The sequence below is a fragment of the Neorhizobium sp. T25_13 genome (assembly GCF_002968675.1).
In the GTDB taxonomy this organism is placed as follows: domain Bacteria; phylum Pseudomonadota; class Alphaproteobacteria; order Rhizobiales; family Rhizobiaceae; genus Neorhizobium; species Neorhizobium tomejilense.
The window spans coordinates 523,870-547,014 of record NZ_PVBI01000002.1; the positions used below are offsets into that span (position 1 = coordinate 523,870).

23 protein-coding genes and 1 tRNA gene are annotated in these 23,145 nt (G+C 61.7%); 17 read left to right on the plus strand and 7 right to left on the minus strand.

All coding sequences use genetic code 11. The annotated features are described in order from the left end of the window. Positions 1 to 564: 564 nt before the first annotated feature. The 7 genes from C5J22_RS06115 to C5J22_RS06145 all read left to right on the plus strand — a co-directional run bounded on the left by C5J22_RS06115 (position 565) and on the right by C5J22_RS06145 (position 6,874). The gene (locus C5J22_RS06115; RefSeq protein ID WP_037084545.1) at positions 565 to 789 is read left to right on the plus strand and encodes a twin-arginine translocase TatA/TatE family subunit; all 225 of its coding nucleotides are present in this window, start codon (positions 565 to 567) and stop codon (positions 787 to 789) included. A 33-nt stretch (positions 790 to 822) separates the two neighbouring features. After that, entirely contained in the window at positions 823 to 1,530 is a 708-nt protein-coding gene (gene tatB / locus C5J22_RS06120) for a Sec-independent protein translocase protein TatB (protein WP_105437542.1), read from the plus strand. Continuing rightward, positions 1,527 to 2,351 carry a twin-arginine translocase subunit TatC gene (gene tatC, locus C5J22_RS06125; protein ID WP_105437543.1) on the plus strand — a complete coding sequence of 275 codons (825 nt, stop codon included), beginning with the start codon at positions 1,527 to 1,529 and terminating at the stop codon, positions 2,349 to 2,351. Before tatB ends, tatC begins: the two co-directional genes overlap by 4 nt. A 55-nt stretch (positions 2,352 to 2,406) precedes the next feature. Further along, on the plus strand, positions 2,407 to 3,690 hold the full coding sequence (gene serS, locus C5J22_RS06130; protein ID WP_105437544.1) for a serine--tRNA ligase: 1,284 nt from the start codon (positions 2,407 to 2,409) through the stop codon (positions 3,688 to 3,690). Next, positions 3,690 to 4,460, plus strand: a complete 771-nt coding sequence (surE, locus tag C5J22_RS06135) for a 5'/3'-nucleotidase SurE (RefSeq protein WP_105437545.1) — start codon at positions 3,690 to 3,692, stop codon at positions 4,458 to 4,460. The genes serS and surE overlap by 1 nt, the downstream gene beginning before the upstream one ends. Before the next feature lie 8 nt (positions 4,461 to 4,468). Further along, positions 4,469 to 5,107, plus strand: a complete 639-nt coding sequence (locus C5J22_RS06140) for a protein-L-isoaspartate(D-aspartate) O-methyltransferase (protein ID WP_371412553.1) — start codon at positions 4,469 to 4,471, stop codon at positions 5,105 to 5,107. A 147-nt stretch (positions 5,108 to 5,254) separates the two neighbouring features. Next, a complete protein-coding gene (locus C5J22_RS06145) occupies positions 5,255 to 6,874 on the plus strand; it encodes a peptidoglycan DD-metalloendopeptidase family protein (RefSeq protein ID WP_105437546.1) in 1,620 nt (539 codons plus the stop codon). Between the two features lie 72 nt (positions 6,875 to 6,946). On the opposite strand, the gene C5J22_RS06150 is transcribed toward C5J22_RS06145, so the two are convergent. Beyond that, positions 6,947 to 7,819 carry an ATP-binding protein gene (locus C5J22_RS06150; RefSeq protein WP_105437547.1) on the minus strand — a complete coding sequence of 291 codons (873 nt, stop codon included), beginning with the start codon at positions 7,817 to 7,819 and terminating at the stop codon, positions 6,947 to 6,949. A 196-nt stretch (positions 7,820 to 8,015) separates the two neighbouring features. Here C5J22_RS06150 and yajC point away from each other — a divergent pair, with 196 nt between their 5' ends. From yajC to C5J22_RS06170, 4 genes are all read left to right on the plus strand, one after another. Beyond that, a complete protein-coding gene (gene yajC / locus C5J22_RS06155) occupies positions 8,016 to 8,384 on the plus strand; it encodes a preprotein translocase subunit YajC (RefSeq protein WP_105401185.1) in 369 nt (122 codons plus the stop codon). Positions 8,385 to 8,482: 98 nt separating this feature from the next. After that, entirely contained in the window at positions 8,483 to 8,869 is a 387-nt protein-coding gene (locus C5J22_RS06160; protein WP_105401186.1) for an Mth938-like domain-containing protein, read from the plus strand. A 3-nt stretch (positions 8,870 to 8,872) separates the two neighbouring features. Next, a complete protein-coding gene (locus tag C5J22_RS06165) occupies positions 8,873 to 9,727 on the plus strand; it encodes a phytoene/squalene synthase family protein (RefSeq protein ID WP_105437548.1) in 855 nt (284 codons plus the stop codon). A gap of 118 nt (positions 9,728 to 9,845) precedes the next feature. Continuing rightward, on the plus strand, positions 9,846 to 10,298 hold the full coding sequence (locus C5J22_RS06170; protein ID WP_046668053.1) for a hypothetical protein: 453 nt from the start codon (positions 9,846 to 9,848) through the stop codon (positions 10,296 to 10,298). Here C5J22_RS06170 and trmFO read toward each other — a convergent pair. From trmFO to C5J22_RS06185, 3 genes are all read right to left on the minus strand, one after another. Next, positions 10,276 to 11,700 carry a methylenetetrahydrofolate--tRNA-(uracil(54)-C(5))-methyltransferase (FADH(2)-oxidizing) TrmFO gene (gene trmFO, locus C5J22_RS06175; RefSeq protein WP_105437549.1) on the minus strand — a complete coding sequence of 475 codons (1,425 nt, stop codon included), beginning with the start codon at positions 11,698 to 11,700 and terminating at the stop codon, positions 10,276 to 10,278. The genes C5J22_RS06170 and trmFO overlap by 23 nt on opposite strands. Before the next feature lie 148 nt (positions 11,701 to 11,848). Next, positions 11,849 to 11,992, minus strand: a complete 144-nt coding sequence (locus C5J22_RS06180) for a DUF1127 domain-containing protein (RefSeq protein ID WP_007762204.1) — start codon at positions 11,990 to 11,992, stop codon at positions 11,849 to 11,851. Positions 11,993 to 12,243: 251 nt separating this feature from the next. Next, positions 12,244 to 12,390 carry a DUF1127 domain-containing protein gene (locus tag C5J22_RS06185; RefSeq protein WP_080951229.1) on the minus strand — a complete coding sequence of 49 codons (147 nt, stop codon included), beginning with the start codon at positions 12,388 to 12,390 and terminating at the stop codon, positions 12,244 to 12,246. Between the two features lie 731 nt (positions 12,391 to 13,121). Between C5J22_RS06185 and C5J22_RS06190 the strand changes: the two genes are divergently transcribed. From C5J22_RS06190 to C5J22_RS06205, 4 genes are all read left to right on the plus strand, one after another. Continuing rightward, positions 13,122 to 13,206, plus strand: a tRNA-Leu gene (locus C5J22_RS06190). A gap of 162 nt (positions 13,207 to 13,368) precedes the next feature. Continuing rightward, positions 13,369 to 14,862: a trigger factor gene (tig, locus tag C5J22_RS06195; RefSeq protein ID WP_105437663.1), complete on the plus strand. Its 1,494-nt coding sequence runs from the start codon at positions 13,369 to 13,371 to the stop codon at positions 14,860 to 14,862. Between the two features lie 82 nt (positions 14,863 to 14,944). Next, positions 14,945 to 16,567: an ABC-F family ATP-binding cassette domain-containing protein gene (locus C5J22_RS06200; RefSeq protein ID WP_105437550.1), complete on the plus strand. Its 1,623-nt coding sequence runs from the start codon at positions 14,945 to 14,947 to the stop codon at positions 16,565 to 16,567. 295 nt (positions 16,568 to 16,862) lie between these two features. Then, positions 16,863 to 17,753: a cell wall hydrolase gene (locus C5J22_RS06205; RefSeq protein WP_245440305.1), complete on the plus strand. Its 891-nt coding sequence runs from the start codon at positions 16,863 to 16,865 to the stop codon at positions 17,751 to 17,753. Positions 17,754 to 17,781: 28 nt separating this feature from the next. On the opposite strand, the gene C5J22_RS06210 is transcribed toward C5J22_RS06205, so the two are convergent. From C5J22_RS06210 to C5J22_RS06220, 3 genes are all read right to left on the minus strand, one after another. After that, a complete protein-coding gene (locus C5J22_RS06210) occupies positions 17,782 to 18,393 on the minus strand; it encodes a glutathione S-transferase family protein (protein ID WP_105437551.1) in 612 nt (203 codons plus the stop codon). 69 nt (positions 18,394 to 18,462) lie between these two features. Continuing rightward, positions 18,463 to 18,924, minus strand: a complete 462-nt coding sequence (locus C5J22_RS06215) for a GNAT family N-acetyltransferase (protein ID WP_038542420.1) — start codon at positions 18,922 to 18,924, stop codon at positions 18,463 to 18,465. Positions 18,925 to 18,996: 72 nt separating this feature from the next. Next, entirely contained in the window at positions 18,997 to 20,211 is a 1,215-nt protein-coding gene (locus tag C5J22_RS06220; RefSeq protein WP_105419633.1) for an NADP-dependent isocitrate dehydrogenase, read from the minus strand. A gap of 227 nt (positions 20,212 to 20,438) precedes the next feature. On the opposite strand from C5J22_RS06220, the gene C5J22_RS06225 reads away from it, so the two are divergent. Further along, complete coding sequence (locus C5J22_RS06225; protein ID WP_105419258.1) at positions 20,439 to 20,969, plus strand: hypothetical protein; 531 nt, start codon at positions 20,439 to 20,441, stop codon at positions 20,967 to 20,969. A gap of 132 nt (positions 20,970 to 21,101) precedes the next feature. Further along, positions 21,102 to 23,093, plus strand: a complete 1,992-nt coding sequence (locus C5J22_RS06230) for an FUSC family protein (RefSeq protein ID WP_105437552.1) — start codon at positions 21,102 to 21,104, stop codon at positions 23,091 to 23,093. Positions 23,094 to 23,145 lie beyond the last annotated feature (52 nt).

Genomic DNA, 23,145 nt, shown 5'->3' on the forward strand with positions numbered 1-23,145 from the left:
AGCCCTTTTCCGGCCTCGTTTCTCGGCTACAGGAGATTATCCGAGCCGAACCGCCGGCGACCCTGATGAGAGTGTCGCGACGGCGATCGCAGTCAGCCACGATGCTGAAGAAGCGATGCGGGTGGCAGACCAATCGCACTTTTGAAGGATGTCCTTCAGGTGCAGGTCGGTAGATCGGACGGGTGCCATCGTTCACCTTCTCATTTGTCGCCGCTCGTTTCCTCATGGAAATCAGCTGGTTCGCGATGTGGTGAAAGATGGCGCGGTTGTTATGCAGCCCACAATTGGGACCGCCGATGGCTTCGGCTGGACATTTCGGTGTCGTGCCAAGGGTGGCCAGCTTGCGGCGGGAAGCCTGTCGAGAGGGTCCCCTCGGCGGCCTGGAATCCCAGATGTTCGCGGTTCGCAGGGCCAGTCAGCCGGGCCGTGGCCGGATCCGCGCCGACGAGTTGTCGTGCAGGGTTAAGGACGTCTCGATAAGGTGTCCACTGACGACATTTTGGTGTTTGAAAAAGCATCATAAAGAGCTTACATCGATGAAACGGTACTAATGGAGTTGGACTTATGGGTTCTTTCAGTGTGTGGCATTGGCTGATCGTTCTGGTCATCGTGCTCGTTCTCTTCGGACGCGGCAAGATTCCGGAATTGATGGGCGATTTCGCCAAGGGCATCAAGAGCTTCAAGAAGGGCATGAGCGACGAGGACGCCCCGGAGGCGAACGGCGCGACGACCACGACGAAGACCGTTGATCTCAAGGCTGAAGAGGCCAAGGAAACCACCCGGTCGTAATGGCCGAGTGGCGGGTTCCAGGAGCCTCGTTGAATGTTAGATATCGGCTGGACCGAGCTTCTCGTCATTGCGATCGTCCTGATCGTCGTGGTTGGTCCGAAGGATTTGCCGCCCATGCTCAGGGCCTTTGGCAAGATGACGACCAATCTGCGCAAGATGGCCGGGGATTTCCGCTCGCAATTCGACGAGGCGCTGAAGGAGTCGGAACTCGACGACGTGCGCAAGACGATTTCGGATGCGCAGCGGCTGAACCCGACGAACGCGCTGAGGGATGCGATCAACCCGCTCCGGCAGATGGGTCAGGAAATCCGCGCCGACCTGCAGAAGGCGACGCAGATGCCGACGCCGGCCGTAGCCGAGACCGATATCGAGGCCCAGCAGGCTGTCGAGGGCACGTCGAGCATCGACGCCGCTCCGGAGGTTCCCGCAAACTTCCCGTCGGCGGCGCCCGCATCCTCGACACCTGCGCCAGTCCCGGCTCCGGCCCAGCCCTCACCTGAGGCAGCGGCAACCGTCGTGGAAAAGCCGAAGCCGGTCCGCAAGACCGCCGCCAGGGCAAAACCCGTCGTCGAGACCGCTGCGGCTCCGGTTGCCCCGGCCGCTATTGTCGAAAAACCGAAACGCCCTCGCGCGGCGGCAAAACCGGCGCCTGTTGCCCAGGCTGTGGATGAGGCGATCGCCAAGGCTCCGGCCCGCAAGCGCGCGCCGAAAAAGGCCGATACCCCGAAGGACGACGCATGAGCGGTGATATCGAAGACAAGCCGCAGCCGCTCATCGAGCATCTGATGGAACTGCGCACCCGGCTGATGTGGTCGATCGGCGCCTTTTTCGTCGCGTTCGTCGTCTGTTTCTTCTTCGCCAAGCAGCTCTTCAACCTGCTTGTTGTTCCTTACAAATGGGCTGTCCTCTGGGCCGGCCTCGATCTTGCCAAGTCCGAGCTGATTTACACCGCGCCGCAGGAATTCTTCTTCACCCAGGTGAAGGTGGCGATGTTCGGGGCGCTGGTGATCGCCTTCCCGGTGATCGCTTCGCAGATTTACAAGTTCGTGGCGCCGGGCCTCTACAAAAACGAGCGGGCTGCCTTCCTGCCGTTCCTGGTCGCTTCGCCGGTCCTCTTCCTGATGGGCGGCGCGCTGGTCTATTTCTTCTTCACTCCCATGGTCATGTGGTTCTTCCTCGCCATGCAGCAGGCGCCGACCGAAGGTGAAGTCGGCATTTCGCTTCTGCCGCGGGTCTCGGAATATCTGAGCCTGATCATGACGCTGGTCCTGTCCTTCGGGCTGGTGTTCCAGCTTCCGGTCGTCACCACGCTGCTCGCCCGCGTCGGCATCCTGTCCAGCGGCTGGCTGCGGGAGAAGCGCAAATACGCGATCGTGCTGGCCTTCGTGGTTGCAGCCGTCCTGACCCCGCCCGATCCGATGTCCCAGATCGGTCTTGCACTGCCGACCATCCTTCTCTACGAGATTTCCATCTACGCCGCACGACTCGTCGAGCGCAAACGTGCCGAGGATAAGCTTTCGGAGCAGGAACCTTCGGATGTTGCGGAGACGGACAAGGCCTGAAGCCTTCCGGCCTGCCTTGCGAGTCCGCGGCGTTCCGCTCTAAAGGCAAGGCAAGATGCTCGATATCAAGTGGATCCGTGAAAACGAAGGGGCTTTGGATGCGGCGCTCAACAAGCGCGGTGCAGAGCCCATGGCGGCAACCCTCCTGGCGCTGGACGACAAGCGCCGTTCCGTCATCCAGAAGCTTCAGGACATGCAGTCCCGCCGCAACGCCGCCTCCAAGGAGATCGGCATTGCACTCGGACAGAAGAATTCCGAGCTCGCCGAAAGGCTGAAGGCCGAAGTCGGGTCGATCAAGGATACGATGCCGCTTGCCGAGCAGGAAGAGCGCGAGGCCGTTGCTGCCCTCGAAGACGCCCTGTCGCGCATCCCGAACGTGCCCTTCGACGACGTACCGGTCGGCAAGGACGAACACGACAACGTGGTCAAGCACGTCGTCGGCGAAAAGCCGCGCTGGAACCACGCTGCCAAGGAGCACTACGAGATCGGCGAAGCGCTCGGAATGATGGATTTCGAACGCGCCGCGAAACTCTCCGGCTCGCGTTTCACTGTCCTCACCGGCCAGCTCGCCAGGCTTGAGCGGGCGCTCGGCCAGTTCATGATCGACATGCACACGACGGAGCACGGCTACACGGAAGTCTCTTCGCCGCTGATGGTGAAGGGCGACGCCATGTACGGCACCGGCCAGTTGCCGAAGTTCGAGGAAGACCTCTTCAAGACGACGGATGGCCGCTACCTGATCCCGACGGCGGAAGTGACGCTCACCAACCTCGTTGCCGGGGAAATGCTGGAACAGGAAAAGCTGCCGCTGCGCTTCACGGCGCTGACGCCGTCCTTCCGTTCGGAAGCCGGTTCCGCCGGCCGCGATACCCGCGGCATGCTGCGTCAGCATCAGTTCTGGAAGTGCGAACTCGTGTCGATCACCGATCAGGAAAGCTCGGTCGCTGAGCACGAACGGATGACCGAATGCGCCGAGAACATGCTGAAGCGCCTCGGCCTGCATTTCCGCACCATGACGCTCTGCACCGGCGATATGGGTTTTGGCGCACGCAAGACTTATGACATCGAGGTCTGGCTGCCGGGTCAGGATACCTACCGTGAAATCTCGTCCTGCTCTGTTTGTGGCGATTTCCAGGGGCGCCGCATGAACGCGCGCTATCGAGCCAAGGACGACAAGGCGTTGAAGTTCGTTCACACGCTGAACGGCTCCGGTGTCGCGGTCGGCCGCTGCCTGATCGCGGTCATGGAAAATTACCTGAACGAGGACGGTTCGGTCACAATTCCGGACGCGCTTCTGCCGTATATGGGTGGCCTGACCAAGATCGAGCGGGCGGCCTGATGCGGATACTTCTGACCAATGACGACGGCATTCACGCCGAGGGCCTCGCCGTTCTCGAGCGGATCGCCCGGAAACTTTCGGACGACGTCTGGATCGTCGCGCCGGAAACCGACCAGAGCGGCCTTGCCCACTCGCTGACGCTCTCCGAGCCACTGAGGCTCCGCAAGGTTGGCGAGAAACATTTCGCCCTGCGCGGCACGCCGACCGATTGCGTCATCATGGGTATCCGCGAAATCCTGCCCGAAAAGCCGGACCTGGTGCTTTCCGGCGTCAACGACGGCGCCAACATGGCCGATGACGTCACCTATTCCGGCACGATTGCCGGCGCGATCGAGGGGACGCTGCAGGGGGTGCAGTCTTTCGCACTGAGCCAGGCGGTGCGTCGGGAAGACGGTCGCTACGCTCCCTGGGAAGTCGCGGAATCCTTTGCGCCGGACCTCATCCGCAAGCTGATTGACGTGGACTTGCCCGACGGCACCTTCCTCAACCTCAATTTCCCGAACTGCGAACCTGCCGACGTGCAGGGCGTCGAAGTGACGTCGCAGGGAAAGCTCGATTTTGGCCTGACGATCGACGCCCGCAATGACGGCCGCGGCCTGCCTTATTACTGGCTGCGATTCGGCGAACGGAAAGGTCATTTCCGCGAGGGCACCGATATTCAGGCGCTCAAGGAAAACAAGATCTCCGTAACGCCGCTGAAGCTGGACCTGACCGATCATTCGGTTCAGGATCGTGTGGCGAAAGCACTGGGATTTGGAGCTGCCGATTGAAATCGGGCATGGTCGAAAAAGAGGGTTTTGCGGCGCTGGTGCTGCGCCTCAGGTCGGAAGGCATTTCCGACCTCGATCTGCTGACCGCCGTTGAACAGACGCCGCGCTCGCAGTTCGTGCCGCTATCGCTTGCCGAGGACGCCTATTCCAGCCGTACCGTGCCGATCGACTGCGGCTCCTTCATGGAAGGCGCGGATCTTGCCGTGCGCTTGCTGCATCGCCTTCAGGTCAAGCCCGGCCACAGGGTGCTCGAAATCGGCACGGGCAGCGGCTTTACTGCCGCCGTCATAGCCCGCATCGCCGAGCGGGTGCTGACCGTCGAGCGGTATCGCACCCTGGTCACCGCCGCCCACGGCCGCATGGATGCGCTGGGGCTGCGCAATGTCGTCGTGCGCCAGGCGGACGGCGGCAACGGCATGCCGGGCGAGGGCACTTTCGACCGCATTTTCGTGACAGCCGCCTTTTCTTCGCTGCCACGATTCTATGCCGAGCAACTCACGCATGGCGGTTCGATGGTCGCGCCGCTCACCGACGGCGAGTCCTGCATGATGGTGCGCCTCACCAAGACCGGCAGCCGATTCGAGCGGGAGGATCTGTTCCCGGTGCCTTTTTTGCCGATCGTTCCGCATATTGCGGCGGCGCTCTAGGCCGTTTGTTCCATGCCGCGACGGCGTTTCGGCCGTCATGGTTATCAATTTCTCTAAAATTTTAGGACAATGCCTGCCCTTTAACGGTGCAGTAAGACTAACGCGCTTTAATGACTCTCACGATGGTGGCGTATCTGTAAGCGAGTCATGCGTATGAAGAGTTCTCCGAAATTCGGAAAATCCGTAATCAAATTTGCTGTCGCGGCACTGCTTGCCAGCGCTGCGACAGGGTGCAGTTCGGACGCGACCCGTTTCTCGGGGCTCTTTTCGAAATCCGACAACATAACGACGGCGTCCATTCCGCAGCGGCAGGGTGGTGGGGCTTATGGCCGCGCACCGACCCCGCAGGCCGATCTTGGCTCCGGCCAGGCTCAGGCGCTGCCGCCGATCCCGCAGAACGACTACGGCTCGCGCAACGCAGCTATGGCTCAGCCCTATCCGGGTAATTCCGGCGGGTATACCTCTCCGGCGCGCACCGCATCCGCTCCCGTTGCTGTGCAGCGAACCGAACTCGCAGCTCCGACCGGCGCCACGGCGCAGCGTAACATTTCCCCGATGGGTCGCGACACGGCTCGCCAGGAAGCGCTCGCCCAGCCATTCCCGGGTCGCCAGCCGGCTGCCAACACGCTTGTCGCTCCCTCCGCTTCGACGCTGAAGGCCGACAATGTCGTCACCGGCACGACCCCGAAGCCGATGTCCGGCTGGTCCACGGTCAACGCTCCCAAGGTGACCCTGAAGCCCGGCGAAACGGTCTCGACGCTTTCCAAGCGTTACGGCGTTCCGGAAAAGGAAATCCTGAAGGCAAACGGCGGCGCCGTTGCTGCCGGCCAGTCCGTCCTTATCCCGACCTTCGGTACGGCGCAGAACTCGGCGAAGAACGCCGCCGGCACGATCGACCTCCAGAACAAGGCTCCGGCGCCTGCCCGGGAGCCCGATCAGAAACTCGCCGTCCTGCCGACCCCGGCGCGTGATAAGGCGATGGCCGAACCAGCCAAGCTGATGCCTCCGGGCGGCAAGCCGGTCGGCGGCACCTACGTGGTCAAGCCGGGCGACACGATCACCAGGATCGCCCGCGAAACCGGCACGCCGGTCGATCAGCTGAAGGCCGCCAACAACCTGACATCGGGCGGCGTCCGCATCGGCCAGACGCTGAAGGTGGCGAACGGCGCGGCCGCTCCGGCAGCCGATCCGGTCAAGACCGCATCCATTCCGCAGAAGCCGGTCGAAAAGGTGGCGGCCGCGGCCCCGAAGCCGGCTGCTGCCGCCGCACCTGCCCAGGTCGCCCAGGTGTCTGTGGCACCGGCCGCAGCCAAGGCTGCCGTCGATAACGCATCGGTCGCCGACGTCGAGAAGAAGTCGGACACCGCTTCCGTGGCGCCCCAGTCTACCGGCATCGGCAAGTATCGCTGGCCGGTCAACGGCGCGGTCATCGCCGGCTACGGCCAGAACGTCGACGGCAATCGCAATGACGGCATCGACATCTCGGTTCCGGAAGGCACGCCGATCAAGGCGGCTGAAAACGGCGTTGTCATCTATGCGGGCAACGGCCTGAAGCAGCTCGGCAACACGGTTCTCGTCCGTCACGACGACGGCAAGGTCACCGTCTACGGCCACGCCGGCAGCATCAACGTCACGCGCGGACAGAAGATCACCCGCGGCCAGACGGTCGCCGCCTCCGGCATGAGCGGCGACGCCAAGCGCCCGCAGGTCCATTTCGAAGTCCGCAAGGACGCGACCCCGGTCAATCCGATTACCTTCCTTGAATAAGTAGTGCGTTTCAGGGGACGGAGAAAAGCCCGGCAGTGCCGGGCTTTTTGCGTTCTCAGTGCTTTTCAGGTTTCAATCTCGGGAAAGCGGCTTCCTCAGCCGTCCGGCGAGATCCTGGATATATTGCCAGGCGACGCGGCCCGAACGCCCGCCGCGGGTGGTCGCCCATTCGAGCGCCTCGTGGTGCAGCGTCTGCTGGTCGAGGCCAAGGTCGAAATATTCGGCATATCCGTCGATCATCGTCAGGTAGTCGTCCTGGCTGCATTTGTGGAAACCGAGCCACAGGCCGAACCGATCCGACAATGATACCTTTTCCTCGACCGCCTCGGACGGGTTGATCGCCGTCGACTGCTCGTTCTCCATCATATGGCGCGGCAGGAGATGGCGGCGGTTGGAGGTCGCGTAGAACAGAACGTTGTCGGGCCGGCCTTCGATGCCCCCGTCGAGAGCCGCCTTCAGCGACTTGTAGGCGGTATCGTCATGATCGAAGGAGAGATCGTCGCAGAAGACGATGACGCGCTGGCCGGAAGTCTTGAGGATATCGAGCAGGGCGGGGAGCGAGGCGATATCCTCGCGATGCACTTCGACGAGCTTCAGCGAGATCGCAGTCGCGGCGCGCACGTCTTCGTGCACGGCCTTGACCAGCGAGGACTTGCCCATGCCGCGGGCGCCCCACAGCAGCACGTTGTTGGCTGCAAAACCTTCCGCAAACCGCAGGGTGTTTTCATGCAGGATATCGCGCACATGATCGACGCCGCGGATCAGCGTTAGGGCGACGCGGTTCGGACGCGGCACCGGTTGAAGGCGCTGGTTGGCCGGTACCCAGACGAAGCAGTCGGCGGCGTTCCAGTCGTTGATGGCGGGTGGAGGGCCGGCGAGCCGCTCCAGCGCATCCGCAAGCCTGCGGATCTCGGTCAGGATCAGGGTATTGATGTCGTTGCTCATGGTGTTTCTCCGGTCGCATCGGCGAGTTTTTGAGCCTTTTGGCTGCGGTAACATGCTCGTTAGTGCATCAAAAGCCTGAGAGCCGTGGATTCGGTACGCCAGCTGGCGTGTTTCTGTTGCATTCCGGCCTATCGCAACTATATTCCGGCGGCTTGAAACGGGGGCCCGGCGTCTCCGGTAATCTTAGGAGTTTTCGATGTTCATTACCGAAGCATTCGCCCAGGCCCCAGCCGCAGCACCGGGAGCCTCCGCGTTCGGCTCCGGCCTTGAGATGCTCTTCCTGTTCGCGCCGCTGATGGTGGTCTGGTATTTCTTCCTGATCCGTCCGCAGCGCGCCAATGCCAAGAAGCGCCAGGAGACGCTGTCCAACATCCGTCGCGGCGATCAGGTCGTTCTCGGCGGCGGCATAACCGGCAAGGTGACCAAGGTTGTCGACGACACCGAAGTGGAAGTCGAAATCGCCGAAGGCGTAAAGATCCGCGCCATGCGTGCCTATATCGCCGAAGTCCGCGTCAAGGGCGAGCCGGTCAAGACCGAACCTGCAAAGACCGGAACCGCTTCCTAAAGCGTAGGCCGATACTGGGCCCTGTCTGCTGCAGGGCCTTGAACTCAAAGAGCCGGATCGTCTCCGGCTCGCAACCTCTTCGAGAAGGCATGTGACCCATGGCGAAAGGCATCGAAATTCGCGACGCCCATTTCCCCGGTCGCGCTCCGATCGATGCCTATGGCAATGGTGGTTTCCGTTTTGCCGACATGTCGCATCGCGGCTCGCTGCTCTGCCTTCCGTCCGGTGTTCACGGCTGGGAACTGCAGGAAGGTGAGCCGCTGACGGTCGCTTCCCTGATGAAGGTGCTCGCCGAATCAAACCAGATCGAGGTGTTGCTTGTCGGCACGGGTGCCAATCTCAAGCCCATTCCGGCTGAAGTGAAGGCGGCGCTGAAGGCCAAGGGCATTGCCTCCGACCCGATGAGCACCGGTGCCGCCGTGCGCACCTTCAATATCATGCTGGCCGAATCGCGCGCCGTCGCGGCAGCTTTGATTGCCGTCTGACAGATGGCCGATTCAGCCAGACAGAACGGCGATATCTGCCTCGCAACCCTCAGGGATACCGACCGCGACCGGTATCTCGCCTGTCTTCTGTCCCCGGAAGACAAGCGCGGCGCACTTGCGGCCCTTTATGCCTTCAACGCCGAGATCGCCCGTGTCCGCGACGTGGTGCGTGAGCCGCTTCCGGGTGAAATCCGGCTGCAATGGTGGCGCGACCTCCTCGAAGGCAACGCTCACGGCGACAGCACCGGCAACCCGATCGTCGCCGGGCTGCTTGAGGCAGTCGACACCTATCGCCTGCCGCGCCAGACGCTCGTCGACATGATCGAGGCGCGCATTTTCGATCTCTACGACGATCCGCTGACCGATCGCAACGCGCTCGAGGGTTATGCCGGCGAGACTGCTTCGGCACTCATCCAGCTCGCGAGCCTGATTCTCTCTCCCGCCGATGCGGCAAAATCTGCGGAGGCGGCAGGCCACGCGGGCGTCGCGCAGGCGATCGCCGGTTTCCTGCTCCTGATGCCGATCCATCGCCGTCGTCATCAGCTCTATCTGCCGCTCGATATTCTCTCGGCGACCGGGCTCGACCGTGATACATTTCTGCGCGGCGAGGACAGACCGCGCATTTCCGCCGCGATCGAGGCCTTTGCCGGGCTTGGATTGGAGCATCTGGCCAAGGCGAGAAAGTCGGGAACTATCCCGGCAGCGGTCTTTCCGGCCTATCTGCCTGTGGCGCTTGCCGAACCGGTGCTGCGCCGGGCAGTGCGCGCAGGTGCCTCGGTGCTCGACTCGGCCCTGCAACTGCCGCAGTGGCGGCGCCAATTGCGGCTCATGAAGGCCTCCGTCACCAGGCGCTTTTGACGGACGCCAAATTCGCGCAAGGCTCGCCGGCTAAGGAACGAAGCACAAATCCGGCGCCATCATAAGGAGAAGCGGTGTGAGCCCCGTTGTCGTCTGGTCGATCATCTTCGTACTCCTCATGGCGCTTGCCTATTACGTCACGCGAATGTCCGGCAAGGACAGGGACAAGGACGGCAACCTGCATGACACGGGGATGGCCATCCTCGAGTTCGGCCGGGCCTTTCCCAATGAGGCCATCCGCAGCCTGCATGTGACGGCCAAGGGCGACGCCATCTTCGTGCGCCTGCACGACAACAAGGCCGGCTTCATGCGCAGCCACCGCAACCACTACGCCTGCTTTCTGATCGAGCCTGGCCGGGTCCGCGTGACCCCATTGCCGAATGCCAAGGGGTTCACCGTCGAGTTTCTGGACGCATCGACGCAGAACGGCACCTACCTCTTCTCGACGGAAAAGGAGGCAGCCGAAGTGGCCCTTTGGCTGCTCGACAACTATGTCAGCGTTGCCGATCGCGATCTGGAGGAAAAGCCGGGGACGCCTTCCGGGGATGTCAGCCCCGACCGAGCCAACTAGCGCAATCCTGAAGCGCGCGGGCAGAGAGCAGCTGCCGTTTCATTACCGTCTTGTCCTTGCCTCGGAAACGCTTGACGCCCTCCGGCTTGACGATCGATCCCGGCTCCAGCTCCGGGAACAGCCCGAAGTTGACGTTCATCGGCTGGAACGAACGCTTGCCCGGCTCGTCCTCCGAAACCAGATGCCCGCCCGTGATATGGCCGAGCAGCGAGCCTAGAGCGGTCGTCGCCGGCGGTGCCGGGAGCGTTTCGCCCTTGCGTTCGGCTGCGGCGAAACGGCCGGCGAGAAGCCCGATGGCCGCACTTTCCACATAACCTTCGCAGCCGGTGATCTGGCCGGCGAATCGCAGGCCCGGCCGGCTTTTCAGCGTCAGCGATTTATCGAGCAGCACGGGCGAGTGGATGTAGGTGTTGCGGTGCAGGCCGCCGAGCCTTGCGAACTCGGCATTCTGCAAGCCGGGAATCATCCGGAAAATGTCCGCCTGGGCACCGTATTTCAGCTTTGTCTGAAAGCCGACCATGTTGTAGAGCGTGCCGAGCGCGTTGTCCTGCCGGAGCTGCACGACCGCATAGGCCTTGACGGTCGGGTTATGGGCATTGGTGAGACCCATCGGCTTCATCGGCCCATGACGCAGCGTTTCGCGGCCGCGTTCGGCCATCACTTCGATCGGCAGGCAGCCGTCGAAATAGGGCGTGCCTTCCCATTCCTTGAAACCGACCGAATCGCCGGCTATCAGCGCGTCGACGAAGGCATTGTACTGCGCCTCGTCCATCGGGCAGTTGATATAGTCCTTGCCGGTGCCGCCGGGACCGACCTTGTCGTAGCGCGACTGGTACCAGCAGATATCCATGTCGATCGAATCACGGTGCACGATCGGCGCGATGGCGTCGAAGAAGGCGAGCTGGTCCTCTCCCGTCTCAGCCTGGATCGCAGCTGCAAGCGCCGGCGAGGTGAGGGGCCCGGTGGCGATGATCGCCAGATCCCATTCCTTCGGCGGCAGGCCCTGGACCTCCTCGCGCACGACGGTGATGAGTGGGTTGCTTTCGATCGCCTCGGTGACCGCGTCGGAAAACCCGTCGCGGTCGACGGCAAGCGCCCCGCCGGCCGGCACCTGGTGCCTGTCGGCACATGCCATGATCAGCGAACCGGCAAGCCGCATTTCCGCATGGATGACGCCGACGGCATTCGCCGTCGCATCGTCGGAGCGGAAGGAGTTCGAGCAGACGAGCTCGGCAAGTCCGTCTGTCTTGTGGGCATCGGTGCCGCGCACGCCGCGCATTTCATGGAGAATCACCGGCACGCCGGCCGAGGCGATCTGCCAGGCGGCTTCTGAACCTGCGAGGCCGCCGCCGACGACATGGATGGCAGCAGGAGAGGTGGGGGACGTGGAAATATTGCTCATGGCCGGCTCATTATCACGCCATTTGCCGGATCGGAATCAAAAAGGCACCCGAGAAGGTGCCTTTGATACGTCCTTGGATGTCCTCTCGGACCGCTTTATCCTCGCCGCAACGGCCTCGTGCCGTGCGGGTCCGCCTGCGAGCAGCGGATTAGCGGAAAGAGCGAGCCGCGATGTGGCGGATGTCGTAGCGGGTCAGACCGATGTCGCTGAGGGCCTGGCTCGAAAGATTTCCAAGCTCGTTCATCGTGCGGCGGTAGCTGATCCAGTTCTTGGCGATACGGATCGGGTTCATGGTTGTTTCCTCAAGATCTTTTCCTGATGCTCTGTCGTCATCAGCGATGAGGGTCTTATACATCCGCATAATAAGAATGTGCAGTGCAAAAAATGTGCGACTGCCATGCAAATGTGCAAGAGATCGCTGAAATTTGCGGCGCAGGTCGAAAATCAGGCAGGAATTTTAGGCCTTGAATTTCCATGAACAAAAAGAAAAAGCGCCTCCCGAAGGAGGCGCTTTTGGATAGTGCAGCAATGTCTGTGCGAGGCTTAGAAGCCGACGGCAGACCGGGCAACGCGGCGGATATCGGCGCGGCCGATGCCGAGGTCGTTGAGTTCGCGGTCGCTCATGCGGCCGAGCTCATTGACGGTTTCGCGGTACTTGCGCCAGGTGGTGAGCTTCTGTGCGATGTTCATGATCTTGTCCCTTTCTAGGCCCTTGCCAGCAGCCCGTTCGGCGCTGACTTCAATCTCATGACCGGTAATATATGCTGCGCTGCAAAAAGTAACAGCGTCTATTCGGAATGCCACCTATGCATCCGGCGCATTACGAGATCGTTTACCATGCAGGAGTGATGAAATTTTGCGCTGGTTTTAGGCAGGTCGCATGCTGCAGGACAAAAAATAACGCCCACCGGGGGAGGAGGTCCGGTGGGCGTCATTTGTAACGACTGGCGATTTGGGAGGAGGAGGAGGATCGCCAGTCCCATCAAGCCTGCGCTGGGAGGAGGAGTGCGCGGCTCGAATTCCTGTCACGGGAAATTCCCCGAGGGCATCTGCATCGTTCAGGGCGGGCGCCAAACCGTCCAAACCAGAGAGACCGAAACCTTCAATCAATCTCTGTAATTGCATATTATGAGATTGCAGCGAAATTGTGCAGTGCAATATCCGTATGGATGGCATGCGGTTATTGCATGGCTCACATCGCCGTTGATTCCAATGTACACATTAGAATTTAATAAAAAGTTAAATATCCCGATAATCGCTGGTTCGACCGGGCGCGGCGGGAGCAAATTCGCCTATCCACCGCGGTTTCTCGGAGCTGCCAAAAAAGCGTCATTTTCCCTTTGCGTGCGCCGAAACGGGTGATATAGAGACGCGCGCTCCGGAAGGCCTTGTGCGACGAGGATTTTCGACGCGGCTGGGGCGCGGGTATGGTGAAATTGGTAGACACGCCAGATTTAGGTTCTGGTGCCGCAAGGCGTGGGAGTTCAAGTCTCTCTACCCGCACCAGAACCGCCCCGCATCAAAACCGCCAGGAGTGCGGTCCGAGCCGGTTCTGGCTAAAGGATCGGCGCTCCTTGAAGCCGCGGCCGGTCTCTCAAAGTTCCGGCGATGTGCTCATTGAAACCAACGGCTGTCTGAGCACCGCCGCCACGATATGAAGGTATGAAAATGCAGGTTACCGAAACGCTCGCTGAAGGGCTGAAGCGCGAAATCAAGGTCGTTATCCCCAAGCGGGATATGGAAGCGCAGCTGAACGTGCGCCTCGCCGACGCCAAGGACAAGGTCCGCATCAACGGTTTCCGTCCGGGCAAGGTGCCGATCGCCCATCTGAAGAAGATGTACGGCAAGTCGATCATGGCGGATCTCGTCAACGAGATCGTTCGTGAGCGTCCGACCGAAATCCTCACCGACCGCGGCGAGAAGTCGGCGACCCAGCCGTCGGTCGCCATGACCGAGGACGAGAACGAAGCGGAAAAGATCCTCAATGCCGAGGTCGATTTCGAATTCACGCTCTCCTACGAAGTCATCCCGGAGATCGAACTGCAGCCGACCGACGGCCTTTCCGTCATTCGCGAAGTCGTCGAAGTCACCGAAGACGAAGTCAACGAGCAGATCGAGAAGATCGCCGAGAGCGCCCGCACCTTCGAGACCAAGAAGGGCAAGGCTGCCGATGGCGACCGCGTCACCATGAACTATCTCGGCAAGGTCGACGGCGTTGCCTTCGACGGCGGCACCGCCGAAGATGCCGAACTGGTTCTTGGCTCCGGCCGCTTCATCCCGGGCTTCGAAGACCAGCTCGTCGGCGTCAAGGCCGGTGAAGACAAGACCATCACCGTGACCTTCCCGGCCGAATATCCGGCCGCGAACCTTGCCGGCAAGGAAGCCACCTTCGACGTCACCGTCAAGGAAGTCGCAGCTCCGGCCGCTCTCGAGATCAACGACGAACTCGCCTCCAAGCTCGGCATCGAATCCGTCGATCGCCTGAAGGAGATCGTCCGCGGCCAGATCGAAAGCCAGTACGGCAACGTCACCCGCCAGAAGGTCAAGCGTCAGATCCTCGACCAGCTCGACGGCATGTACCAGTTCGACACCCCGCAGGGCCTTGTCGACGCCGAGTTCGAAAACATCTGGCGCCAGATCAACACCGACCTGCAGCAGTCCGGCAAGACCTTCGAAGACGAAGAGACGACCGAGGAAGATGCGCGCGTCGAATACCGCAAGCTTGCCGAACGTCGCGTTCGTCTCGGCCTGGTTCTTTCCGAAATCGGCGAACAGGCCGGCGTCGAAGTGACCGAGGAAGAAATGCAGCGCGCCCTTTATGCGCAGCTCCAGCAGTTCCCGGGCCAGCAGAAGGAAATCCTCGATTTCTTCCGCAACACCCCCGGCGCTTCCGCCTCGCTGCGCGCGCCGATCTTCGAAGAGAAGGTCGTCGACAAGCTGCTCTCCGAGATCAAGGTCACCGACAAGGTCGTGACCAAGGAAGAGCTGATGGCTGAGGACGAAGAAGGCTCGGAAGGCACTGAAAAGCCGGCCAAGAAGAAGGCCGCTCCGAAGAAGGCTGCGAAGGCTGAGGCTGCTGATGAAGCCGCCGAAGGCGAAGACGCCGCTCCGAAGAAGAAGGCTGCTCCGAAGAAGAAGGCCGCTGAAGACAGCGCCGAATAACCTTCGCATTGATTGGATAGAAAAGCCGGGTCGGCGACGACCCGGCTTTTTGTTGTGATGAAACCTCCCGAGTCCGCCGCCCATGATCCGTATTGAAAACATCAGCAAATCGAACAGCCATCGCATCCTCTTCATCGAGGCCTCCGCGGCGCTGAACCGTGGCGAGAAGATCGGCCTCGTCGGCCCGAACGGCGCCGGCAAGACGACGCTCTTCCGGATGATCACCGGCTCGGAAATGCCGGACGAGGGGCAGGTTTCCGTCGAAAAGAACGTTACGATCGGTTATTTCAACCAGGATGTCGGCGAGATGGCTGGCCGCAGCGCCGTCACCGAAGTGATGGATGGCGCCGGTCCGGTGAGCGTCGTCGCCGCCGAGCTGCACGAACTCGAATCGGCGATGGTCGATCCCGATCGCCTCGACGAGATGGACCAGATCATCGAACGCTACGGCGAGGTACAGGCGCGTTACGAGGAGCTCGACGGCTACGGCCTCGAAGGTCGCGCCCGCGAGGTTCTCGCCGGCTTGAGCTTCACCCAGGAGATGATGGACGGCGACGTCGGCAAGCTGTCCGGGGGTTGGAAGATGCGCGTGGCGCTCGCCCGCATCCTGCTGATGCGTCCGGACGTCATGCTGCTCGACGAACCGAGCAACCATCTGGACCTCGAAAGCCTGATCTGGCTGGAACAGTTCCTCAAAGGATATGACGGCGCGCTGCTGATGACCTCGCACGACCGCGAGTTCATGAACCGGATCGTCACCAAGATCATCGAGATCGACGGCGGGTCGCTCACCACCTATTCCGGCGACTACGGTTTCTACGAGCAGCAGCGGGCCCAGAACGAAAAGCAGCAGCAGGCCCAGTTCGAGCGCCAGCAGGCGATGCTTGCCAAGGAGATCAAGTTCATCGAGCGCTTCAAGGCCCGCGCATCCCACGCGGCCCAGGTGCAGAGCCGGGTGAAGAAGCTCGACAAGATCGAGCGCGTCGAGCCGCCGAAGCGCCGGCAAGTGGTCGCCTTTGAATTCCAGCCCGCGCCGCGTTCCGGCGAAGACGTGGTCAACATCAGAAATGTCGCCAAGCGATACGGCAGCCGCTCGATCTACGAAGGTCTCGACTTCATGGTGAAGCGGCGCGAGCGCTGGTGCATCATGGGCATTAACGGCGCCGGCAAATCGACGCTGCTAAAGCTGGTAACGGGCTCGACCGAGCCGGATGAAGGCAGCGTCTCGGTCGGCGCCAGCGTCAAGATGGGCTACTTCGCCCAGCATGCCATGGATCTGCTCGACGGCGACCTGACCGTCTTCGAATGGCTGGAAGAGCAGTTTCCGCGCGCCGGGCAGGGGTCGCTGCGGGCACTTTCCGGCTGCTTCGGCTTTTCAGGAGACGATGTCGAGAAGAAATGCCGGGTTCTGTCCGGCGGCGAGAAGGCGCGCCTGGTGATGGCGGCCATGCTGTTCGACCCGCCGAATTTCCTCGTCCTCGACGAGCCGACCAACCACCTGGACCTCGACACCAAGGAAATGCTGATCAAGGCGTTGTCGGAATACGAAGGCACCATGCTGTTCGTCAGCCACGACCGGCATTTCCTCGCGGAACTGTCGAATCGCGTGCTCGAACTGACGCCAGATGGCATCCACCGTTATGACGGCGGTTATACGGAATATGTGGAACGCACCGGTTACGAGGCGCCGGGGCTGCGAAGCTAAGGATCAAGACAGGAGGCAGAGGTGGAGTGGCTTCGGCCTCTATCGGTTCCGGCCGGCGGACGCTGTGGCAGGGCGGGAAGTCAACTTTCCGTTAGGAAGACCGTCGTAAGACGTCGTTCCGGCACGCGCGGAAAGACCTCGGTTCGAGGGGGCTTACCGTCGGGCCGACCTGCAGCCGGAACGATTTTCTGCACAGTTTTGATTGTCTCATATGCCGTTTGATCTGAATCAATTTTTGAGGTATCCCTTTTCACGCCGTAGCGATTTCTGGAATTATACCGCAGGGGGGATATTCATGACGGCGAGCGATAAGGCCTTTCTCCGACCGGCAATCGGTCTGGTTGGAATGATGTTCCTGTCGGCATGCACGTCGGCGCAGACGACGGCGTCGATCTCTCCTACCACCACGACGGTGAAGCCGGCGCCGGTCTCCAAGAAACAGGTCTACCACTACACGCCGGCCGATCGCGACTGCATGAAGCGGGCGATGTATTTCGAGTCCCAGCGATCGAGCCGCGAAGGGCTGATGGCAGTCGGCACCGTGATCATGAACAGGCTGACCTCCGACGCCTATCCGTCCACCATTTGCGGCATCGTCGCCCAGGAGCGGCAATTCGCACCGGGCGTGATGACCCGGGCGATGAATGAGGCAACGGTTCCGGAACTCGATGCCGCCGTCGATGCGATCATTCGCGGCGAGCGGAACCCGGAAGTCAAGGATGCCATGTTCTTTCACACGGCCGGCTTACGTTTCCCCTACCAGAACATGCATTATGTCACGGTTGCCGGCGGCAATGCGTTCTACGAGAAGCGCGGCAGGGACGGGGATCTGCAGACGCCACCGCCGAAGCCCGTCGATGAATACGTGCTCGCTCTGGTGCAGAGCAATCCCGACCCGTTCAGCCTGATCCAGGCGAAAGAATTCGACGTTGCGTCGATCCCGGCGACCGGCACGGATCCGATGGTGGCGACGAATGTCCCTGTTCCGATCGAGCGGCCGGATCCCCTGGCGATCCGTTCCGCCAGCATCCAGCCGGCTGGAACTCAGGCTGTAAAGCCTTCTGTCGCGCCGGTGATCCTTGCCAGCTCCATGAGCAATGAGTGGATGCTGCGTTTCGACACCGGCAACGCAAAGCCGATACCGACACCGTCGCCAAAACGATCGCCGGCCGGTGTCGACCGCTGATCCCTGAAGCCTATCCTGCCTTTTGCAGCTAGGCAGCCGCGGCATTGTCCTTGTCGTTGGCCCGCTGGTAGGCCTCGCGTAGCGCGAGCCGTCCGAAATACTGTTCGAATGCGGCGCGTTTTTCGATGGTGCCGAACTGCAGGCCGTAACCGAGCTGCGAGCCGACATAGACATCCGCGGCGCTGAATGTGTCGCCGGCGATATAGGCGTTCGCCCGGACGGCCGCTTCCAGCGTATCCATGACGTCCTGATAGGTGCCGTAACCCACCATCCGCTCGCGTTCCTTCGGCACTTCGAAGCCGAGCACGCGGTTGCTGACGGCTGCTTCCAGCGGACCGGCCGCAAAGAACATCCAGCGGTAATAATCGGCGCGCTTGGCGGGGGCGGGGGCAAGACCCACTTGTGGAAAGACATCCGCCAGATAGGCGCAGATCGCCGCGCATTCGGTGACGATGGTCTTGCCGTGCATGATGCTCGGCACCTTGCCCATCGGGTTGACGCTTTTGTAGGTGTCGCCCTTCATCGTCGTGCCAAAATGCAGGATTTCGGTACGATAGGGGACGCCGACCTCCTCCAGCATCCAGCGGGCAATCCGGCCGCGTGACATCGGGTTCGTGTAAAGCACGAGTTCATCTGACATGTGATCCCTCCCGGCAGTGATGTCTATGTTTTGGTGCAGCTTGCTTTTCAATCAAGGCGCCGGGGCGAATTAGAGCGCCTTCCGGTACTGGATGAAGCCGGAGTTTTGGGCGATGCGGTCGTAGAGCCGCCGCGCGGCCGCATTGCTCTCCTGCGTCAGCCAATAGAGCCGCCCGGCGCCGTTTGCGCGCGCGAGATCTGCCACCGCTTCGATCAGGGCTGCGCCGGTTCCGCGGCCGCGCAGGGTATTCTTGACATAGAGGTCCTGCAGATAGCAGGTCGATTCGGGCAGCCAGCAGGATCGGTGGAAGATGACATGCGCGATGGCGATCATCTTGCCGGTCTCGTCGAATGCGCCGAGGGCATGCATCGGCTCGGCGGGATCGTGAAGCCGGCTCCAGGTGAGATCGTACATCTCCTTCGGCAACACGGTCTCGTAGAAGCGCAGATAGGCTTCCCAGAGCGGTTCCCAGGCGGTGCGGTCGGCTGGCTCGAGCGGACGGATGATCGCAGGTGTCGTCGTGGCGGTCATGGCAAACTTCCTCACAAAAGAAAACGGCGGAGATTGCTCCCCGCCGTCGAATGATTAGCCGATTTTTCGGACTTAGGCAGCCATGGCCACCTTGAGATTTTCGTCCACCTTGTCGAGGAAGGCGGTGGTGGAGAGCCACGGCTGATCCGGACCGATGAGCAGCGCCAGGTCCTTGGTCATGTAGCCGGCTTCGACGGTGTCGACGCAGACCTTTTCGAGCGTCGAAGCGAACTTGGCGAGGTCGGCATTGTCGTCGAGCTTGGCGCGATGTGCGAGGCCACGGGTCCAGGCGAAGATCGAGGCGATCGAGTTCGTCGAGGTCTCCTGGCCCTTCTGGTGCTGGCGATAGTGGCGGGTGACGGTGCCGTGGGCGGCTTCCGCTTCAACCGTGCGGCCATCGGGCGAAAGCAGAACCGAGGTCATCAGGCCGAGCGAGCCGAAGCCCTGGGCGACGATGTCGGACTGGACGTCGCCGTCGTAGTTCTTGCAGGCCCAGACGTAGCCGCCGGACCATTTCAGGGCTGCTGCGACCATGTCGTCGATCAGGCGATGTTCGTAGGTGATCTTCAGCGCGTCGAACTGTTCCTTGAATTCGGCGTTGAAGATTTCCTCGAAGATATCCTTGAAGCGGCCGTCATAGGCCTTGAGGATGGTGTTCTTGGTCGACAGGTAGACCGGCCACTTGCGCATCAGGCCGTAGTTCAGCGAAGCGCGGGCGAAATCGCGGATCGATTCGTCGAGGTTGTACATGGCCATGGCCACACCGGCGTCCGGAGCCTTGAACACTTCCTTCTCGATCACCTGGCCGTCTTCGCCGACGAACTTGATCGACAGCGTGCCCTTGCCGGGGAACTTGAAGTCGGTTGCCTTGTACTGGTCGCCGAAGGCGTGACGGCCGACGACGATCGGCTTGGTCCAGCCCGGAACCAGGCGCGGCACGTTCTTGCAGATGATCGGCTCGCGGAAGATGACGCCGCCGAGAATGTTGCGGATCGTGCCGTTCGGGCTCTTCCACATTTCCTTGAGGTTGAATTCCTTGACGCGGGCTTCGTCCGGCGTGATCGTCGCGCACTTGATGCCGACGCCGTGCTTCTTGATGGCGTTGGCGGCGTCGATGGTCACCTGGTCGTTGGTGGCGTCGCGGTTCTCGACCGAGAGGTCGTAATATTCGATGTCGAGATCGAGATAGGGAAGGACCAGCTTGTCCTTGATGAGCTGCCAGATGATGCGGGTCATCTCGTCGCCGTCGAGATCGACGACCGGGTTGGCTACCTTGATCTTTTGCATGGAATTCCTCTTGGACATAGAAGGGACCTCAAGGTCCCGACGGGTGGACACCAGTGGGTGCGCTATAACATCGCCGGGCTGGAACGCAAAGGCATTGAGGCCATCATATGCGGCTTTTCGTGCGAGAAATCGCGGTGCGTCCGGACCTGCGGACGATTGCCCTTGCCAAACCATAATGCCTGATTAATGTCCGGCCAAATCGCTCTCCAACAGCCGGATTTGATCTTATGCGGACCTTGCCGCTTGCCCTTGCCTTTTCATTGATCTCGACCCTCACTGCGGCGGCTGATGTGACCGATCCCGTGAAAGAGGTGATGAAGATCACCGAGGACAACTGGAATACCGTCGACAGCGAATGGAAATACATCTTCGATGCCGATCCGTTGTCTCGCCTGTTCAGCAAGAAATTCCAGGGCGCCTATGCGGAAGCCGCCAAGCACCCGGCCTACGACACGGAGAACAACCAGCCGGGCGATCCCTTCGGCTACGACGTGATCACCTCGTCGCAGGACGGCTGTCCGCTAAAGGACATCAAGACGACCTCGGCGCCCGGCGCCAACGGCATGACCGATGTTACCGTGACCTTCAAGATGTGGACCTGCGTCGATGAGGCGGCGGTGAAGGACAGCGTCAACGAACTGCATTTCGACATCATCCAGGAGGCCGGCAAGCCGGTCATCGACGACATCCACCGCGTCGCCGATGGCGAGCGGGATTCGGTGATCGAAGAGATGCAGTCGATCGCCAAGGGCGAGTAACTCGGCGGTGATCGGGCGGCATGTCGCTCTCTCGATCGTGGCCTTGAGACCCATGCTTGGTCTCGCCAAACCTTGCCCAGGCGATATAGTCGGCGGCCAGGAGCGGGTATCGGCACCCGCCTGAGGTAGTGGATGAGGTTTGCCGCGAAGATCCGAGACTGGCTGCTCGCCAACGACCCGGCGCTGTCGCGCCTGCGCATGGCTGGACGGGTGACCCTGACCGTCATCGCCGCAGTGGCCTGCCTTGCGCTCATCCACATCGCCGGCCTGGCGTTGCCGACGATCGCCTACGGACTTGCGATCATCCTGTCGATCGAAGGCGGCGTCGCGGTGCGCGACCGGCTGCCGTCCGACCAGTTGAAGACGCGGCTGATCGGCGGCGTGGTCAGCCTCGTCTGCGTCGGGCTGGCTGCGGTGCTCGAAGACTATCGCTACATTTCCGATCCGATGTTCCTGGTCGTCATCGCTGGCGCTACCGTCGGGCGCGTCTACGGACCGCGCGGATTTGCAGTCGGCATGTTCGCATTTACGTCCTATTTCATGGGCGCCTACCTCAAGCCGAGCCTTTCCGACCTTCCGCTGGGCGCCATCGGTCCGGTGATCGCGGTCGTTACCGGCCATCTGGTCCGCACCTATCTCCTGCCGGACGACTGGCGGCGGGATCTTCTGCAGTCGCTGGTGGCGATCCAGGGCAGGGTGGGCGATACCCTGATGAAGCTCGCGGTTCTGTCGAGCGGCGGGATCGTCTCGGACAGTGATCGGCGCGAATTGCGGCAGCTCGAGGAGCGGTTGAAGGACGTCGTGCTGATGGCCGAAGGTTTCCTTCCCCGCACGGCAGACGGAACGATCGATCCGGAGGACGAACCGCTCACGTCCCTCACGATGAAGATTTTCGACGTGCATCTCGCTGCGGAAAGCGTGATAGTCCTCTCCTTCGAGGCGCTGCCGCCCTTCATGCTCGTCCATGCGCTGATCGAGGGCGATCAGGACATGGCCGAAAAGATCGTGGCCAGCCCGGCGGTCACCGACGACGACCGGGTGGCGGAAAGCGCAGCCGCCCTGATCTGGCTGCAGAAGGTCAGGATGGCCTTGGCGGAAGCGATCGAGGGGGGACGGCGCGACCAGTTCCGGGCAATCGAGGATGCAGCCGCCGCGCCGGCATCGGCCAGAATCGATTTCTCGCTCAGGAACCCGGTGATGCGATCCGCGGTGCAGATCACGATCGCATCGAGCCTGGCGATGGTTTTCGGCCTGATGTTGTCGCGCGACCGCTGGTTCTGGGCTGTGCTGACCGCCTTCCTGATCTTCACGAACACCAAGTCGCGCGGCGATGCGGCGATCAGGGCCCTTCAGCGCTCGATCGGCACGCTGCTCGGCATTGCGGCCGGCCTCGTGTTGGCAACGCTGATCGGCGGTTATCCGTTGGTATCCGCGCCGATCGCGGTGCTCTGCATCTTCCTCGGCTTCTATTGCCTACAGATCTCCTATGCGGCGATGACCTTCTTCATCTCGATCGTGCTCTGCCTGGTCTACGGCCTGACCGGGGTGCTGACCCTCGACCTCCTGCAGCTCAGGATCGAGGAAACGCTGATCGGCGCGCTTGCAGGAACCATCGTCGCCTTCCTTGTTTTCCCGGCATCGACACGCTCGACCCTCGATCTTGCGCTGGGGCGCTGGTTCGATGGCCTGCGTGAACTTCTTTCCGCGGTCAGGGAGAGCCGGAGCGATTTTGAGATCATCGCGCTCTCCCACAAGCTCGACGCCGCCTATCGCGAGGTCACGCTCGCTGCGCGCCCGCTTGGCACCACCTGGTCGGTCGTCAGCCGGCCGGGCCAGGTTCGCCAGACGCTCGGCATCTTCCTCGGCGCTACCTATTGGGCGCGGATCTTTGCCCGCAATGCGGTCCGGGCGGGGGAGAAGCCGGAAGGTGACGTGCTGGCGGCGCTGGAGGACGTATTGAACACTATCGCAGCGCTTTCGGCCCGCGGTTCGGAATGTTTCGTGGTAAAGCGCAAACTGAGCCGAGGCGCCAGCCGCCATCTGCCGATCTTCAAGCACGGCAGCCGGGTTGGCGTCGAAATGATCGGCACGATGCTGGGCAGGCTTTACCCCGCAACGGCATGAGGCTTGCCGATTTCCTCGGGCACCGGTATTCCGGCCGTCGGATTTGGATACG

Excerpts from the sequence above, each read along its gene's own strand:
- C5J22_RS06230 (WP_105437552.1), top strand. The coding sequence starts at position 21,102 with ATGAGGTTTGCCGCGAAGATCCGAGACTGGCTGCTCGCCAACGACCCG.
- C5J22_RS06215 (WP_038542420.1), bottom strand. The coding sequence starts at position 18,924 with ATGACCGCCACGACGACACCTGCGATCATCCGTCCGCTCGAGCCAGCC.
- C5J22_RS06170 (WP_046668053.1), top strand. The coding sequence starts at position 9,846 with ATGGCGCTTGCCTATTACGTCACGCGAATGTCCGGCAAGGACAGGGAC.
- C5J22_RS06115 (WP_037084545.1), top strand. The coding sequence starts at position 565 with ATGGGTTCTTTCAGTGTGTGGCATTGGCTGATCGTTCTGGTCATCGTG.
- C5J22_RS06210 (WP_105437551.1), bottom strand. The coding sequence starts at position 18,393 with ATGTCAGATGAACTCGTGCTTTACACGAACCCGATGTCACGCGGCCGG.
- C5J22_RS06185 (WP_080951229.1), bottom strand. The coding sequence starts at position 12,390 with ATGAACATCGCACAGAAGCTCACCACCTGGCGCAAGTACCGCGAAACC.
- C5J22_RS06165 (WP_105437548.1), top strand. The coding sequence starts at position 8,873 with ATGGCCGATTCAGCCAGACAGAACGGCGATATCTGCCTCGCAACCCTC.
- tatB (WP_105437542.1), top strand. The coding sequence starts at position 823 with ATGTTAGATATCGGCTGGACCGAGCTTCTCGTCATTGCGATCGTCCTG.
- C5J22_RS06200 (WP_105437550.1), top strand. The coding sequence starts at position 14,945 with ATGATCCGTATTGAAAACATCAGCAAATCGAACAGCCATCGCATCCTC.
- trmFO (WP_105437549.1), bottom strand. The coding sequence starts at position 11,700 with ATGAGCAATATTTCCACGTCCCCCACCTCTCCTGCTGCCATCCATGTC.
- C5J22_RS06225 (WP_105419258.1), top strand. The coding sequence starts at position 20,439 with ATGCGGACCTTGCCGCTTGCCCTTGCCTTTTCATTGATCTCGACCCTC.
- C5J22_RS06145 (WP_105437546.1), top strand. The coding sequence starts at position 5,255 with ATGCGTATGAAGAGTTCTCCGAAATTCGGAAAATCCGTAATCAAATTT.
- tatC (WP_105437543.1), top strand. The coding sequence starts at position 1,527 with ATGAGCGGTGATATCGAAGACAAGCCGCAGCCGCTCATCGAGCATCTG.
- surE (WP_105437545.1), top strand. The coding sequence starts at position 3,690 with ATGCGGATACTTCTGACCAATGACGACGGCATTCACGCCGAGGGCCTC.
- C5J22_RS06160 (WP_105401186.1), top strand. The coding sequence starts at position 8,483 with ATGGCGAAAGGCATCGAAATTCGCGACGCCCATTTCCCCGGTCGCGCT.
- yajC (WP_105401185.1), top strand. The coding sequence starts at position 8,016 with ATGTTCATTACCGAAGCATTCGCCCAGGCCCCAGCCGCAGCACCGGGA.
- C5J22_RS06205 (WP_245440305.1), top strand. The coding sequence starts at position 16,863 with ATGACGGCGAGCGATAAGGCCTTTCTCCGACCGGCAATCGGTCTGGTT.
- C5J22_RS06150 (WP_105437547.1), bottom strand. The coding sequence starts at position 7,819 with ATGAGCAACGACATCAATACCCTGATCCTGACCGAGATCCGCAGGCTT.
- C5J22_RS06140 (WP_371412553.1), top strand. The coding sequence starts at position 4,469 with ATGGTCGAAAAAGAGGGTTTTGCGGCGCTGGTGCTGCGCCTCAGGTCG.
- tig (WP_105437663.1), top strand. The coding sequence starts at position 13,369 with ATGCAGGTTACCGAAACGCTCGCTGAAGGGCTGAAGCGCGAAATCAAG.
- C5J22_RS06220 (WP_105419633.1), bottom strand. The coding sequence starts at position 20,211 with ATGCAAAAGATCAAGGTAGCCAACCCGGTCGTCGATCTCGACGGCGAC.
- serS (WP_105437544.1), top strand. The coding sequence starts at position 2,407 with ATGCTCGATATCAAGTGGATCCGTGAAAACGAAGGGGCTTTGGATGCG.
- C5J22_RS06180 (WP_007762204.1), bottom strand. The coding sequence starts at position 11,992 with ATGAACCCGATCCGTATCGCCAAGAACTGGATCAGCTACCGCCGCACG.